At 69.3% G+C, this 14562-nt stretch carries 18 protein-coding genes; 9 read left to right on the top strand and 9 right to left on the bottom strand.

The window, feature by feature from the left end; translation table 11 throughout:
* Positions 1–372, bottom strand: a 372-nt coding sequence (locus tag VI238_RS08450) for a hypothetical protein (RefSeq protein WP_331650386.1), incomplete at its 3' end; no start/stop codon positions are given.
* 39 nt (positions 373–411) lie between these two features.
* Here VI238_RS08450 and VI238_RS08445 point away from each other — a divergent pair.
* A complete protein-coding gene (locus VI238_RS08445) occupies positions 412–678 on the top strand; it encodes a hypothetical protein (RefSeq protein WP_331650384.1) in 267 nt (88 codons plus the stop codon).
* Positions 679–708: 30 nt separating this feature from the next.
* Here VI238_RS08445 and VI238_RS08440 read toward each other — a convergent pair whose 3' ends face one another.
* On the bottom strand, positions 709–1584 hold the full coding sequence (locus tag VI238_RS08440; protein ID WP_331650382.1) for a DUF2268 domain-containing putative Zn-dependent protease: 876 nt from the start codon (positions 1582–1584) through the stop codon (positions 709–711).
* 263 nt (positions 1585–1847) lie between these two features.
* On the opposite strand from VI238_RS08440, the gene VI238_RS08435 reads away from it, so the two are divergent.
* The 3 genes from VI238_RS08435 (at position 1848) to VI238_RS08425 (ending at position 3933) form a co-directional block, all read left to right on the top strand.
* On the top strand, positions 1848–2099 hold the full coding sequence (locus VI238_RS08435; protein ID WP_331650380.1) for a hypothetical protein: 252 nt from the start codon (positions 1848–1850) through the stop codon (positions 2097–2099).
* A gap of 282 nt (positions 2100–2381) precedes the next feature.
* On the top strand, positions 2382–3446 hold the full coding sequence (locus tag VI238_RS08430) for a DUF5694 domain-containing protein (RefSeq protein ID WP_331650378.1): 1065 nt from the start codon (positions 2382–2384) through the stop codon (positions 3444–3446).
* A 124-nt stretch (positions 3447–3570) separates the two neighbouring features.
* A complete protein-coding gene (locus VI238_RS08425; RefSeq protein WP_331650376.1) occupies positions 3571–3933 on the top strand; it encodes a hypothetical protein in 363 nt (120 codons plus the stop codon).
* Between the two features lie 63 nt (positions 3934–3996).
* Here VI238_RS08425 and VI238_RS08420 read toward each other — a convergent pair whose 3' ends face one another.
* Entirely contained in the window at positions 3997–4206 is a 210-nt protein-coding gene (locus tag VI238_RS08420; RefSeq protein WP_331650374.1) for a hypothetical protein, read from the bottom strand.
* A gap of 103 nt (positions 4207–4309) precedes the next feature.
* Between VI238_RS08420 and VI238_RS08415 the strand changes: the two genes are divergently transcribed.
* Complete coding sequence (locus VI238_RS08415) at positions 4310–4783, top strand: hypothetical protein (protein WP_331650372.1); 474 nt, start codon at positions 4310–4312, stop codon at positions 4781–4783.
* 74 nt (positions 4784–4857) lie between these two features.
* Here VI238_RS08415 and VI238_RS08410 read toward each other — a convergent pair whose 3' ends face one another.
* Positions 4858–5004 carry a DUF3309 family protein gene (locus VI238_RS08410; RefSeq protein WP_414650040.1) on the bottom strand — a complete coding sequence of 49 codons (147 nt, stop codon included), beginning with the start codon at positions 5002–5004 and terminating at the stop codon, positions 4858–4860.
* A gap of 204 nt (positions 5005–5208) precedes the next feature.
* Between VI238_RS08410 and VI238_RS08405 the strand changes: the two genes are divergently transcribed.
* The 4 genes from VI238_RS08405 (at position 5209) to VI238_RS08390 (ending at position 10610) form a co-directional block, all read left to right on the top strand.
* On the top strand, positions 5209–5721 hold the full coding sequence (locus VI238_RS08405; protein WP_331650370.1) for a hypothetical protein: 513 nt from the start codon (positions 5209–5211) through the stop codon (positions 5719–5721).
* A gap of 62 nt (positions 5722–5783) precedes the next feature.
* The gene (locus VI238_RS08400; RefSeq protein WP_331650368.1) at positions 5784–7547 is read left to right on the top strand and encodes a hypothetical protein; all 1764 of its coding nucleotides are present in this window, start codon (positions 5784–5786) and stop codon (positions 7545–7547) included.
* A 96-nt stretch (positions 7548–7643) separates the two neighbouring features.
* A complete protein-coding gene (locus tag VI238_RS08395; protein ID WP_331650366.1) occupies positions 7644–8453 on the top strand; it encodes an arginase family protein in 810 nt (269 codons plus the stop codon).
* A 93-nt stretch (positions 8454–8546) separates the two neighbouring features.
* Positions 8547–10610, top strand: coding sequence for a hypothetical protein (locus VI238_RS08390; RefSeq protein ID WP_331650364.1), 2064 nt, complete (start codon positions 8547–8549; stop codon positions 10608–10610).
* A gap of 40 nt (positions 10611–10650) precedes the next feature.
* Here VI238_RS08390 and VI238_RS08385 read toward each other — a convergent pair whose 3' ends face one another.
* From VI238_RS08385 to VI238_RS08365, 5 genes are all read right to left on the bottom strand, one after another.
* The gene (locus VI238_RS08385) at positions 10651–11055 is read right to left on the bottom strand and encodes a hypothetical protein (protein ID WP_331650362.1); all 405 of its coding nucleotides are present in this window, start codon (positions 11053–11055) and stop codon (positions 10651–10653) included.
* A gap of 353 nt (positions 11056–11408) precedes the next feature.
* The gene (locus tag VI238_RS08380; protein WP_331650360.1) at positions 11409–12251 is read right to left on the bottom strand and encodes a DUF4198 domain-containing protein; all 843 of its coding nucleotides are present in this window, start codon (positions 12249–12251) and stop codon (positions 11409–11411) included.
* 8 nt (positions 12252–12259) lie between these two features.
* A complete protein-coding gene (locus VI238_RS08375) occupies positions 12260–12739 on the bottom strand; it encodes a hypothetical protein (RefSeq protein ID WP_331650358.1) in 480 nt (159 codons plus the stop codon).
* Positions 12736–13335, bottom strand: coding sequence for a HupE/UreJ family protein (locus VI238_RS08370; RefSeq protein ID WP_331650356.1), 600 nt, complete (start codon positions 13333–13335; stop codon positions 12736–12738). The genes VI238_RS08375 and VI238_RS08370 overlap by 4 nt, the downstream gene beginning before the upstream one ends.
* Positions 13332–14549, bottom strand: a complete 1218-nt coding sequence (locus VI238_RS08365) for a DUF4331 family protein (protein WP_331650354.1) — start codon at positions 14547–14549, stop codon at positions 13332–13334. Before VI238_RS08365 ends, VI238_RS08370 begins: the two co-directional genes overlap by 4 nt.
* Between the last annotated feature and the right edge of the window lie 13 nt (positions 14550–14562).

Raw genomic sequence — 14562 nt, 5'->3', positions numbered from 1 at the left:
CTGCGCGCCCGTCTCGAGGCCGTCGATCGGCGCCTGTTCGAGGCGCTGCGCGCCGACCTGCAGCGCGGTCGCGGCCGCGAACGCCTGCTTCGACTCGCCGCGGAGGGTGCCGTCGCGGGTGGTGACCGCTACGATCATCGGGACGACCTCGTCGCCGGCATCCTTGGACTCGACGAGCCCGATGGTGCGGAGCCTCTCGCCGAAGGGATGGTCTTCTACCAGCCCACGCCAGCGCGCCATGTGTTCGATCTCTTCGAACGCGCGGCGCTCGGACGCGACGACGTGCTCGTCGACCTCGGCTCCGGTCTTGGCCACGTGCCGCTGCTGGTCGGCTTGTGCACGGACGCGCGCGCGATCGGCATCGAGCTGCAAGGCGCCTACGTCGCGCGCTCGCGCGCAGCGGCGATGGCCTTGAAGCTCGACCGCGTCGCCTTCTTTGAACAGGACGCGCGCGTCGCGGATCTTTCCACGGGCACGGTGTTCTACCTCTATACGCCGTTCGGCGGTCCGATCCTGCGCGCGGTGCTCGATGCGCTTCGCGCGCAGGCGTCACAGCGCCCGATTCGCGTGTGCAGCTACGGACCCTGTACGAGCGCCATCGGGGGCGAGGCCTGGCTCGTGCCGACGGCGCCGGTCGAGCCCGGTCGCATCGCGGCGTTCGCGTCGATCCTGGCCTGAATCGCGCCGCGCGAAGCCGCTGACCGCGCCCTAGTGCAGCTCGATACCCGGCTGCCAGCCGCTCTTCTCGAGGAACGCATGAGCGTCGGTCATCGCGAAGATGTCGCTCAGCGCGACACGCTTGTCCGACGCATGCAGGTAGTACGCCTTGACGATGCGATAGCCGACCCAGTAACCGAGGTCCGCAGGCTTGTCGGGCGTACTGTTGTAGAGCCAATCGGAGAGATCGGTCTTGTCGAGGTCCGCGGCGAACGCGGTTTCGATCGCCCGTTCGCGACCGCGCGTGAGCGCCGGGAAGTACGCGTACGACGCATGCCCGGCGATGAGCTCGGCGACGAATTCCGCCGCGCCCTCGACCAGCGAGCCCTCGAGCACGGTCGGATGCTCCTTGTCGACGAGCGCCGCGGCCTGCTGCGTGTGCGCGTATTCGTGCGCGATGACGGTGACGAAGCGTTGCTCGACGTCGGGATTGAGCCACTCCGTTGCGCACAGCGCCTCGAGGCCGATCTGCACGCCCGTGAGGGGGCTACCGATGCCGACCGGCTTGCCGCGGCCGACCGCGATCGTCACGGGCGGCAGCTGCGACTGCGGATGGAGCCTGGCGAGCGTCGCGATCGCGGTCGCGAGGCGCCCGCGCACGCGCGGGAGCACGGCCAGGCAACGCTTCGCGTCCGCATACAGCGCGGGCCGCTGCGCGAGCGTCTCGGCGATGCGCGCGCCCGTGACACGGCGTTGCCGGGCGAGTTCGTGCAGGCCTTCCGTGCCGACATCGAGGTAATCGCGCTGCAATTGCTCCGCGCTCGGATGCCCGTGCGTCGCGTCGTACAGTCGATAGAAGCGATCCACGTCGTCGGTGTGGATCACGGCGGCGTAAGGTTCGGCGCGCGCCGCCCAGGACACGCTCATCGCAGCGGCGAGGGCGACGCTCGCCAGGGCAGGGCAACGTGTCATCGGCGTCCCGGTCATGGTGGGTGGGTCGACCGTACACGTTCGCCGCATTCGCGCGCATGTGACTGAAGTGTTGCCTCGGCGAGCGCGCGCCCGCCGCTGAAGCCGGGCCAAACCGCGGCGGCGCGCGGGGGACGGCGTTCATCCGGAGCTTGCTATGCATGCAACGCGATGCGTGCACGCGTGCGCGCATGGCACCGCGAAACCGATGGAGCACGCAGATGATCGACGACAAGATCCAGGGCGAAGGCGATTACGAGTCCGCCCGCCGCTACCAGGAAGACGCCGAGCGCTTCGTGAAGGAGCACACCCGGGGCGGGAGGACGATCAAGGGATCGGCCGAGGACGCGACGGACGCGCCCACGGCGGAGGAACGCGAAGGCCTTGCGCACGCCAGGCCCGGCGACGAAAAGGATGCCGAGGTCATGCGCGACCTCGAGGATCATGCGCCACGCGGCGACGAGCCGCGATAGGCGCGTACGGCTGCATGGGTCGGGACTGCGGCGTGTTGGGTGTCGCGCGGTTCGGTCGCCGCCGTTCCGGCCCGTGCTCTTCGCGCTCCGGCATCGCCTGCGGGTTGCAGGATGTTCGCGCGCGGCGGCCGCTCGCGCGCGCTTAAACCCTCCACGCGCTTCGGGCATCGAAGCGGCGACGGGAAACAGCGTGGCCGCCGGTGGCGTCGATCGATCGCCTCGCGGGGCCGCGGATCCCGCGCGATCGCGCCGTGCGGTCGCGGACCGTGCCCGGAGCGACGCATGAGGAAGCAGTGGATTGCAGTGGGATCGGCCATGCTGTTGGCCGGCGGCGCGCACGCGGATGTCGACCTGTCGACGCTCGACGCATCGATGGCGGGGCCGCGCGCGCAGGTGCTCGTGCTCGGCAGCGTGCACCTCTCCGGCATGAAGCAACTCGATCCGGCCTCGCTCGACCCCGTGCTCGAGCGGCTCGCTGCGTTCAAGCCCGACGTGATCACGATCGAGAATCTTTCCGGCGAGCAGTGCGACCTGCTCGCGCGCCATCCGAAGGTCTACCCGCCGGACGGCATCTCGCCGTATTGCAAGGACACCGAAGCGGCGAAGAAGGCGACCGGGCTCGACGTGCCCGCGGCCATCGCCGCCTCGAACGAGGTGCTCGCGCAATGGCCGGCGCAGCCGACGCCGGCTCAGCGCCGGCATCTCGCCGCGTTGTTCCTCGCCGCGAACGACCCGTCGTCCGCGCTCGTGCAATGGCTGCAGCTGCCGCCGGCGGAGCGGCATGCGGGCGACGGGCTCGACGAATCGCTCGTCGATCTGCTGGCCAAGCGTGGCTCGCGCAACAACGAAAGCGATCAGGTCGCGGCGCGACTCGCCGCGCGCCTGGGACTGCAGCGCGTATTCCCGATCGACGACCACACCGGCGACAACGTCGCGGTGGACGACGAGGAGGCCTACGGTCGCGCGATCCAGGCCGCGTGGGACGCCGCCCGGCCGAAGGCGCGGGCGATGCGGGACCGCGAGGATGCGCTCAAGAAGGCCGGCGACATGCTCGCGCTGTATCGCTACGTCAACCGGCCCGACGTGCTGCGCATCGCGATCGCCGCCGACTTCGGTGCGGCGCTGCGCGACCCTTCGCCGCAGCACTATGGGCAGCTCTACGTCGCCGGATGGGAAACGCGCAACCTGCGCATGGTCGCGAACATCCGCGCCGCGTTCGGCGCGCGGCCGGGCGCGCGCGTGCTGTCGGTCGTCGGCAGTTCGCACAAGCCGTGGTTCGATGCGCTGCTCGGCCGGATGCAGGGTGTCGACATCGTCGACGTCGAGAAGGTCCTGCACGAACGCTGAGATCGGCCGGCAGGGGAGAATCCCTCAACGCGCGGCGTTGCGGGGTGCGTCACAATTGCAATTAGGCGCAAAAGCGGAATCTCGTGCTGTCGCGAAATCCGTCGCGAGGCATGAGGAGACCGCCATGAGCGTCCCGAGATCACGTGAGGGCTGGCAACGCGTCGCGGTATTCGAGATCGAGGCGGATGCTCCGATTGTCGACGACCTGCGCGGGAACGCACCGGATTCCCCGTGCCTGATCATCCCGGCGCGCGAATCGCCGCCGGGGGTACGCTGGTACGAGATCTACATCGACTTCGGCATCGGCGAAGTGCTCGCGATCCGGCTTGCCCAGAGCCAGCTCGAAGCGGTGCAGCGCTGGGCCAACGCGGGCCTCATGCCGGGATTCCGGCTCATCAACGGGCGCGAGTGGCTGCGCGCGGACGGAACTCGTCCGCGGCCGGGCTGGCAGCTCGATCGCGTCAAGGCGGCGAGCGACCTCAACTGAGCGGGTCGACGGTCGACGCGGCCGCTCGTGCCCTGCGCGGCAGCGTGGCAAGTGCCTGCGGATTCAGCCGAGGCCGTGTTCGCGCGTCATCGCTTCGATGCGCTCGCGTGCGTGACGCCGGTCGTCCTCGGAGGCCGCGGATCGCAGGATTTCGTCGCCACGAGTGCGCAAGGCGGCGCGCGCATCGGTGCGACTCGATGATTCGAGCAGGCCGGGCAGGTCGGCTTCGAGCTGGTCGAGATTGCCGTCGAGTTGGGCGCGCGAAAGGTTCATGCCACACACCGTACCCATTCCGGCCTGCTGGGCGCTGAACGGGCGCGCACACGGCGATAGTTCGCCGGGGTACCACGAGCCGGCGGCGCTATAGTGCGTGCCCATGAACATGCCCCTTCGTATCCTCGGCGCCGTGTGCGCCACGTCCCTGCTGTTCGCGAATGCCGGCGTCGGCATCGGCGCCGCCGCAGCGGAACCGGCAGCCTCCGGGCTCGCGTTCTGGCTTGGCTGCTATCGGCTCACCTTCGGCGATGACGCATCGAAGACGCGCGTCGTGCGCCTCACGGGAACGGAGGTACCGGCGAGTCCGGGGAGCTACGCGGTCGAATCCGTGCCGGCGTCCGACGCCGATTTCGCGAGCGTATGGCGTCCGGTCAGCGCCACGTCGATCCGCATCGGCATGGGCAATGGTCGCAGCGGCTGGTCGGCCGAGCTGAAGGCGAACGAAGGCGCGTTCGTCGGTTCGTCGAACTGGGTCGACGACGATGGCAAGAGCGGCGCGGGTTACGTCGTCACCGCGAGCAGTGTCGAGTGCGCTGCGGCGAGGACCGACGCGGCGCCCGCGCAGGATCGCTGAGACGCCGTCGCGTCGCGACCGCGGGCGACGCGACGAGCTGGCCGCTCGCGCGGCCAGGGCCGAGGCGACCCGCGCTAGCGGAACAGCAGCACGAGCAGGATGATCAGGAGCAGCAGGCCGCCGCCACTCGGGTAGTAGCCCCAGCCGGAGCTGTACGGCCATAACGGCAACGCGCCGAGAATCAGCAGCAGCAACAGGACGAGCAGGATCGTGCGCAACATGGAAACCTCCCTGGGTTGTCGTGGCGCGAAGCGTGTCCGCATCGGCAGCGTGCAGGGGACCGGCTATATGAACGCCGAACGCCGCGCCGCGCGCGGGGCATCCGTTCAGGCGACCTCGAACCACGGTCCGCCGGGTACGGGCTGGCGGCGCACGAACGCACGCGCCAGACTTGTGCGGTGTCAAATCGTCGCCGGAGTCCCCGCATGCCGATGCGTCGAATCGTGCTCGCCGTCGCGCTCGCCCTTTCATCAAGCCCCGCGTCCACGGCGGCGCCCGCAGCGAAGGACGCGTTCGAGCGGCTGAAGTCGCTCGCAGGAGACTGGCGGAGTGCGCGGCCGGGCAGCGCGACGGTCGTCGACTACCGCGCGATCGCGAACGGCGCCGCTCTCGTCGAGCGCTGGACGATGTCGCCGACCCGGCAGTCGATGACCGTCTACACGATGGACGGGGATCGGCTGCTCGCGACCCACTACTGCCCGCAGGGCAACGCGCCGCGGCTGCGGCTCGAAGCCATCGACGCGTCCGGCGCCTACCGCTTCGAATTCGTCGACGGCGCCAACCTGCAGGATCCGCAAGGTTCGCACGAGCACGCATTCTGGCTGCGGATCGACGCTCAGGGCAGGATCACGCGGGGCGAGACCTACGTCCGCAACGGCAGCGACTACGATCCTTCGCGCGACATGGGTGAAGTCGAGACATTCGTGCGGACCAAGTAGTCGCGGTCGATGTCTCATTCCGATGCCCTTGGACGTTGATCGGGGGCAAAGGGAGACCCGCCATGCCACTCGCCTCGCATCCGCCGTCCGTTACGCTGCTCCGCATCGCCGCCTTGCTCGTCGCGCCGGCGGCATCGGCCCAGTACGTGTTCGTCGGCCCGGCGAGCGATCCCGACTGCGACTACCCGACGATCCAGCAAGCCGTCGACGCATGGGCGGCGTCGCCGAGCCCGGACTTCCTCACCGTCTACGTCACGAGCGCCCAGGCGTACGCCGGCGCCGCGATCTCGATACCGACACCGACCGCGAGCAGCGGCCTCTCGCTCAACGGCAGCATGCCCTCGTGCCACCTGCAGGCGGCGAGCGCTCCCGCGGTGATCGACGGTACCGGCAATGGCGGCGCGCCGGTCATCGACATCGAGGGCAGCGTTGCGGGCGATGCGCGGCGTTTCGAGGTCACCGTGGGCCAGCTCGCGATCACGGGCGGCAACCACGCCGGCAACGGCGGTGGGGTGCGCGTGCGCGGCAACGTCGTGCTCACGTTGTACGAGGCGGATGTGCACGACAACACCGCGACGAACGGCGGCGGCGTGAGCGTCGAAGCGACGCCGGCGGGTGTCCCGCAGCTGATCTTCGTCGGCAACGCCGCGCCCGCCGCGATCCGCGACAACGACGCGACGCAGGACGGCGGCGGTCTCTACTGCGCGAATGCGGAGGTCTACTGCGATCGCTACTGCAGCATCTCCGGCAATGCGGCGGCAGGGCACGGCGGTGGCATCGCGCAGGAGGCGTGCTCGACCTCGCTGAATCCGTCGCCGTCGACGGCGTCCGATCCCGACGTCGGCATCCGCGCGAACACCGCGGTCGGCGACGGCGGCGGCGTCTGGGCATCGGGCGGCACCTTCAATCTGGGCTCGAGCACGCCGCTCAAGCCCGTGCCGGTCTCCGGCAACAGCGCGGGTGGCAGCGGTGGCGGCCTTTATCTCACCGGTGTCGGCGCCGGTTCGTCGTTGACGTTCCGCGGCGTGCATTTCGATGGCAACAGCGCCGGCGGCGACGGCGGAGCGCTGTACGCCGACACGAGCCTGCTCGTGATCGACGCGCCGATCACGCTCGGTTGCGGCGGCGCATTCGACGGCTGCCCGCGCTTTCGCGGAAATCATGCGACCGGTATCGGCGGTGCGCTCGCGCTTTCGGGCGACGCGAGCCTGCTCGCGTGGAACCTCGTCTTCGCCGACAACGATGCCGCGCACGCGAGCGTGCTGCAGATCGGCGCGACCGGCGCGGGTGCGACCGTGATCGACACGCACGTCGCGGGCAACCACGGTGCGCCCGAGCTCGTGCGTTCGGCGGGCGGTTACGTCGACCTGCGTTACGTGACGATCGCCGACAACGGCAGCGACGACGACGCGTTGATCCGCTTCGACGCACCGGGCGGGTTCAGCGCAGGAAACAGCGTGCTCTGGGACGACAACGGTGCGGGTACGGGCGTCGTGCTCGCGGCGCCCGTCGGCTCCACGTTCAACGTGAACTGCGTGCTCGTGCACGAGGACAGCGCGCTCGCCGGCCAGCCGGGCGTGACGGATCTCGTCGTTGGCGATCCGCAATGGGATACGAGCGGTGCCTATGCCGCGGGCATGTACGTACCCGGCCCGGGTTCGCCCGCCGTCGACGCCTGTGGCGCCGGCCCTGGCAACATCCCCGATCTGATCGGTACCGCGCGGCCGCAGGACCTGCCGAAGCCGGACGCAGCCGGTGCTTACGACATGGGTGCGATCGAGCGCGCGCCCGACGTGATCTTCGCCGACGGGTTCGAGTCGCCGTGACCGCGTGAGGGATTTTCCTGCCTCGACGAGCGCCGGATCGGAGTAGACCTCGCGACGTCGTCGGGCTACCGTCACGGGCTGCGGTGGAGCCTCCTGATGTCACGCATCGCCCTGCTCGGCGTCCCCAATGACGACAATTCGTCGTACCTGCGCGGCGCCGCCGAGGCACCGGCGCGCATCCGCGCGCATCTGTTCTGCGACGCGTACAGCACGTGGAGCGAGACGGGCTTCGACCTCGGCGCACCCGGCGCGATCGTCGATCACGGCGATCTGCGATTCGATGCGGCGACCGATCCGTGGCAGGCGATCGAGCACGCGGTCGCGCAAGCGATCGGAGCGGGTGATCCGCTCGTATGCCTCGGCGGCGACCATGCGATCACGCATCCGATCCTGCGCGGCGTGCGGTCCCGCCATCCTCGCGTATCCGTGCTGCACATCGACGCGCACCCGGACATCTACGACAGCTACCAGGGCAACCCGCGCTCGCATGCGTCGCCGTTCGCGCGCATCATGGAAGAACGGCTCGTCGAACGCCTCGTGCAGGTCGGATTGCGCACGATCAACGACGAGCACCGTGCCCAGTTCGCCCGGTTCGGCGTCGACGTCGTCGAGGCGGCGCGTTGCGGCGAACCGGTGCGCCTCGACTTCGACTCGCCCGTGTACGTGTCGATCGACATCGATGCGCTCGATCCCGCCTACGCTCCGGGCGTTTCGCACCGCGAGCCGGGCGGCTTGAGCGTGCGCCGCGTGATCGACATCATCCAGTCGATCGATCGGCCGATCGTCGGCGCCGACGTCGTCGAGTACAACCCGCGTTGCGACATCGCCGATCTCACGCTCGGCGTCGCGGCGAAGCTGGTCAAGGAGCTCGCGGGCATGATGGTGAGGAACCGCGCCCACGCGTGATCGAACATCATCCGCGCGACGAGCCTCCTTGTGCGGCGGTCGCAGCCCGGCCACACTCTGGATACGTCTCCAAGGTCGTACGGGGTCTCCCTGATGGGTCGGTCTATCGCTCATGCTGCCTGGGGCCGCTTCGGCATCCTGCTTCTCGCGTTGCCGGGCGCGTCACTCGCAGCGATCGTCGCGCCGGACGGGAGCGAACGGTTCGGCGAATCGGTCGCGGTATTGCCGAATGGCAACATCGCCGTCACCGCGCCGGGCGGCGAACGCGGGGTCGGGGCTGCCTTCCTCTACGCTCCTTCGGGCGAAATGATCAGCGAGATCAAGGGCAGTGCGCCGGGCGATCGGGTTGGGGATGGCGGCATCGTCGTGCTGGCCAATGGCGCCTATCTGCTCGTGAGTCTGTCCTGGAACGGCGGCGTCGGCGCGGTCACCTGGGCCGACGCGTCGAGCGGCGTGTCGGGCGTGGTTTCGGCGGCCAACTCGCTGACGGGGACCGCGAACGATCGCGTGCAGGACGTCGTGTCATTGCCCAATGGCAACTACGTCGTGCTGGCATCCGAACCGAATGTCGGGCTCCTGACCAACAAGGGCATCGTCTGGGGCGACGGCACGAGCGGTGCGCGCGGACCGATCATGGTGAACAACACGTTCGTTGCGCCAGGTTTCGAGCGGATCACGTTGCTCGACAACGGCAACTACGTGATCCGGAGTCCTTATTGGCCCAACGGCGCTGCGACCAACGCCGGTGCCGTGACCTGGGTCGACGCGCGATGGGGGCTTACGGGTACGGTTTCGACGGCCAATTCACTCGTCGGCAATGCCCGCGACAGTTTCGTCGGCTCGCAGATGACGCCGTTGCGCAACGGCCATTTCGTTGTCGTCAGCCATCGCGACGGACGTGCGGCTGCCTACACCTGGATCGACGGTGGCAGCGGCTTGCCACGTGGGCCGGTCGCTGCCGGCAATTCGATCTACGCCCGCGACGGCGAATACTTCGACGTCGGCCGTGGCGTCACGCCACTCGCAAACGGCAACTACGTGACCACCGACATCGGGCAGCTTCCCACGGGCGGTTTCGGCAGTTGCGTTACATGGTTCGATGGCAGCGCACCGACCATCGGCGATCTTTCCACCGGCAGGACCCTCTACGGTAGCGCGGGTTCAGGCGTGGGCGCAGGCGTGGTTGCCCTTACTAACGGCAACTACGTCGTTTCGACACCCGAATGGTCCGACGCGCGCGGTGCCGTCACATGGGGCGATGGCCTTTCCGGCGTCGCGGGTGAAATCTCTCGCGGGAACTCACTCGTCGGTGCCGTCGCGCGCGACTTCGTCGGTGGCAACGGAGTCCTCGCCCTGAGGAACGGGAACTACGTTGTGCTGAGCGCGGGCTGGAACGGGGCGCGCGGCGCGGCGACCTGGGGCGACGGCGCGACCGGCACGACCGGTGTCGTCGATGCGACGAACTCGCTGACCGGTTCGACGATCAATGACGGCGTCGGCAATGGCGCGCTCGCGCTCGCCAACGGCAACTACGTGGTTACGAGCCCCCTGTGGAACAACGGCAGTGCGCCGGAAGTCGGCGCGGCGACCTGGGCCGACGGTGCTACCGGGGCGCGCGGCGTGGTCACGGTCGCCAATTCGCTGGTCGGCGCAGGGTCGCACGAAATGCTCGGACGATCGATCGCTCTCGTGAACGGCCACTACGCAGTCGCGAGCCCGAACTGGGACAATGGCGATGCGACCGACGCGGGTGCGGTCGTGTGGGCGGACGGCACCATCGGATCCGTCGGCGTGATCGGCTCCACTCGAGCCCTGTTCGGCACGCACGCCTACGACGCGATCGGCTCGTTCCTAGTTCCGCTCGACGACGGTAATTTCGTCGCGGCCAACCCTCAATGGGACAATGGGAACGTGCGGGATGCCGGTGCGCTCACGCTGCTTTCAGGGAGCGAGCCGACCGTCGGACCGGTCGGGCCCGGAAACAGCGTGCTCGGCGCCACGACGAACGAGTTCATGAGTCGAGCCTACGACGTGCGCCGCCGCTGTCTCGTCGTGGGCTTGCCGTCGCGCAACGAGGTCGTCGAACTCTGCCTGCCGGCAGCGCCGACACCGGGGCATTCCAGGCATGCGATCCCGGCGCTGGCATGGCCGCGATGAGCGGACGAGGATCGAGTTGGTGGCTCAGCAAACCTCGCGATCAGCGATCCTCGGGCAAGCGCGTATCGGTCGCGATCCAGTTGACTTCCCAATGACGACCGCCATCGTCGGAATAGGACTGTTCGAAACGGCAGGTATCGGACGTCGCGCACGCGATCACGAAGCGCACGAAGATGCTGCGACCGCCGAGGCTGTCCGCGCCGTGGAATTCGCCGCGGCCGTGCTCGAAGCGCCCGAACAGGGGCGGCGTGAACGCCCCCGCGTCGAGCGGTGCATAGTGGATGCTCCATTGCCGCGCCGACGCGTCATAGAGTCGCAGAGCGACACCACTGATTCGGCCCGAGGGACCGGCGATGTCGAGTTCGACGGTATTCGCGCGCCCATCGAGCACTTTGCGAACGACGCTCGTTCCGTCCAGTTCGACCCACGTATTCGAACCGCTCAACGGGTGCGTTCGCCGCGACACGTGCGTTTTCCAGGTACCGATCTCGAAATCGAAATCGTGCGACGCGTCGGCTGTCGAGGGTGCCGGCGCCACTGCGGCGATGGCGCAGGGCATCGCAAGCAAGAGCGCGATCGACGCGAGGGGATTCGAAGTACGCAATCGCATGGCATGCTCCGCGACGGATGTGCATCGCAGTAGGCGACACCGACCGCTGCCCCTCAAGCACCATTTGCGCTCGTGCGGAACGAGCCAATGGGACTTCGGTTCGGGTGGGAGCGGTCACGCCGGCACCTTCCAGTCCGACGTCGTCGTCGGCAGCGCGTCTTGGATCGGGAGCGGCCCGGTGGCCTTGGCTAGGGCGGCTCCGAGTCCGGATAGCCGAAACTCAGGCTCGAGAACGTCGTGTCGAACTCGGCGTCGCTGCCTTCGGGCAGCACCCGGGTCCAGACGACGTTGAGCAGCCAGCTGCCGTGGGAGGGCACTTCGAACACCGCGCGCCCGGCGGCATCGGTCGTGCGCATCGCGACCGGTTCGGCATCGTCTTCGAGCAGGGTCAGCGTGATCCGCGCGCCCGCGAGGGCCGTGCCGTGGTAGAGCACGTGCACCGGCAACGTCGGCGCGCGCGGCTCCGCGACGGGATTGCGTTCGGGCACGATCTCGAGGTCGAGACCCGCAGGTGCCGTAGTCGGATCATGTTCCTGCGAGGCGACGGGGCCGACCTGCACGAGCGTCTTCGCGACGCGGCTGTAGATCTCGGAGCCGTCGACATCCATTCGTCGCGTGCGCCGACGCCATTCGAGTGCGGGCGTCAAGCCTTCGCTGTCGAGGTAGTCGTTGAAGCGGAGCGCTGGCAACCGGCTGTGCGCGCGGCTGTCGGTCTCGAGCACGACCATCCACGTGCCTGGTGCATCGAGGCGCAGGCTCGCGTCCGCATCGTCGCGCCCGGGATGCAGCGATCCGTGCGCGCCAACGGTGCGACCGTCGGGCGCGATCGCGTCGAAACGTTCGATGCGCTGCAGCGGGATCGGCGAGCGTTGCCGCGCGGCACCGTGCCCGACCTGCAAGGTGATCGTCCACTCGCTGCCGGGTTCCACCCGGAAGTCGCGTGGCTGCAGCCAGAAGTCGTGGGCCGCGACGTCGCCGGTCGCGAGCGCGAGCGCGACGGAACGGCGCAGGTACAGGCCGATGCGATTCATGTCGACACCTATTCGAGATGATCCAGCCGGTCGCCCGGCGTCACGGGCACGCCGTGCAGGCTCGCCATGAGCAACGCGATCGCGACGAGCCAGCTCGCCAGGATCTTCACGGCGACATGTGCCCCGTGGCACAGGCACCATGATGCGAGCGCAAGCGCCGCGATCGCCGGCGGCAGGACGTAGCCTTCGGGCAACGCGGCAGACGACGCCGCGAGCATGCCGGCGCAGCCACCGCTCGCGCACGCGAACACGAGCGCGAGACGCCCGGATGTCCGCGGCAGGTGGATCGCGCCGGCACAGAGACCGATGACGATCCAGGATCCGCGCAGCGCGGCATCGAGTGGGATCGGTGACGCGAGCCTCGCGACGATACCGGCGAGCAAGGCGAACGCGACGAAGCCGATCGCGCGCGTGCTGCGCGCCGCCGGCGCGATCGCGACGCCGGTCGCGAGCCCGAGCAGCACGAGTGGAAGCGCGACGGCATTCATGGGCCCAGCGATCGATCGAGGAAGGCGATACCCGCCGCAGCGATCGCGGCGCCTGCGACACGCGTGAGCGGCAAGCGGGGCACGCGTGTGGCGAGCTCGGCGAACGCGATGCCCCCGACGTGCAGCAGTCCGGTGGCGACCACGAAGCCGGCGCTGTAGCCGATGGGATCGGCCGCCGACGGCAGTTCGCGCCCGTGCGCGTAGCCGTGGAACAAGGCGAATACGCCGACGATCGTGAGCGCGAGCCAGGCGGGCGCGCGCCACGCACACGCAATGCAGGTGCCGAGGACGAGCACCGACGTTGCGATGGCGGGTTGGACCGGCGGCAGCGGCGTCGCGCGCATGCCGAGCGCGGCGCCGGCGACCATCATGAGCGGGAACGCGATCGGGAGGGCCACGGCGAGACGGCGCTCGAGGAATGCGCCCCACAATCCGACGGCGACCATCGCGAGCAGGTGATCGAAGCCGGTCCACGGATGCAGGGCGCCGGCGACGAGTCCGCCGCGCAGCCCCGCGCCGGTGTGCGCCGAAGCGTGCAGGGCCGCGAGCATGCCCTCCGCGAAGATGGCGGCGGCGATCAGCGGCTTGCGCTTCATCGCGCGTGCTCCTTGGCGTCCGGCGCGGCGAGGAACGGGAACACCGAGGTGGAATGCTCGCGCTCGTCGCGGTCGACGCCATCGTCGATGCCGCTCGTCATGCCGTTCGCGAGCAGCGATCGATAGACGTCGATCGCGTCGTAGAGCGGCGTGCGGCCGCCGCAGTCGCCGGCGTGCCCGCGATGCCCGCCGAGTGCGGCGAGTTCGACCGCGAACGGCTGCGTGCAGGTCGCCGATGCCGTGTCGATCCACAGGCGATCGTCCGCGAGCAGGCGTGCGAGCGTGCGATAGCGATGCGCGCGCGCGTTCGGATCGGCCAGCCATGCGTTCCCGCACGTACCGTCGAAGCCGTCGTAGAGCGCGAGGTTCTTCTCGATCTCGGCGACGAAGCGATCGGACGTCGCCGGCGTCGCCGCGTTGTACTGCTCCTTGAGCCGGTCGGCGACGTCGTTGCTCGCAGTCGTGCCGAGCAGGGCGTTTCCGGTGAGCGGGCGTCCCGCACGGTCGATGCGACGCGCGCCTTCGGACGTACTCGCCCAGACCGCTAGCATGCGGCCACCCTTGGCCACGCTCGCGACGTCGATCGAAACGACGAGCGATGCGGGCGTCCATCCCGCGAGCAGGTTCTTCGCCGGCCCGCCGTCGGTGTGCCGCCATTGCTCGTGGATCTCGCGCACCGTCGCCGCGTCGAACGCGGGACAACCGGCCTCGTCGACCGGCGCGCCGTCGCGCAACGCCGCAACCGCGGCCTGGTAGGCCGCGCGCGTGCCCTTCACGTTGTTGAAGAACGGATCGTCGCGCAGGCCGGCGAAGACGCGGAAGCGAGCGTTACGGCCGTCGAGGCCGTCCGGCATCGTGTTGCCGCCGCGCGCCCAGTCGCCATGACCGGCGCGGCACTCCATCTCGTCCGCGGTCGCGAGGCGGCATGCGATCGTGGTCGTCGCGCTCGTGCGCCCGAAGCGAGGCCCGCTGTCGACGTGAAACACGTAGTCGAGGCGATCCGAAAACGCGTGCCCGACGATCGTCATGACGAGCTCGAGCTGCCGCCCGTCGGGCGAGGTCCACGCATAGAGGTCGCCGATGTCGGCGCGTGGATCGGCGATCACCGCCGGCGTGTCGAGGTGGTCGGAGCCGAAGGCCGGTACGGCGGCCGCCGCGACGATGGCGACGGAGAACGCGCGTACTGCGCTGCGCGAAAGACGGAACGGATGCATCGGGCGGACCTCG

The organism is Dokdonella sp. (genome assembly GCF_036518555.1).
Classification (GTDB): domain Bacteria; phylum Pseudomonadota; class Gammaproteobacteria; order Xanthomonadales; family Rhodanobacteraceae; genus Dokdonella_A.
This window is presented reverse-complemented; position numbering and strand designations above follow the sequence as displayed.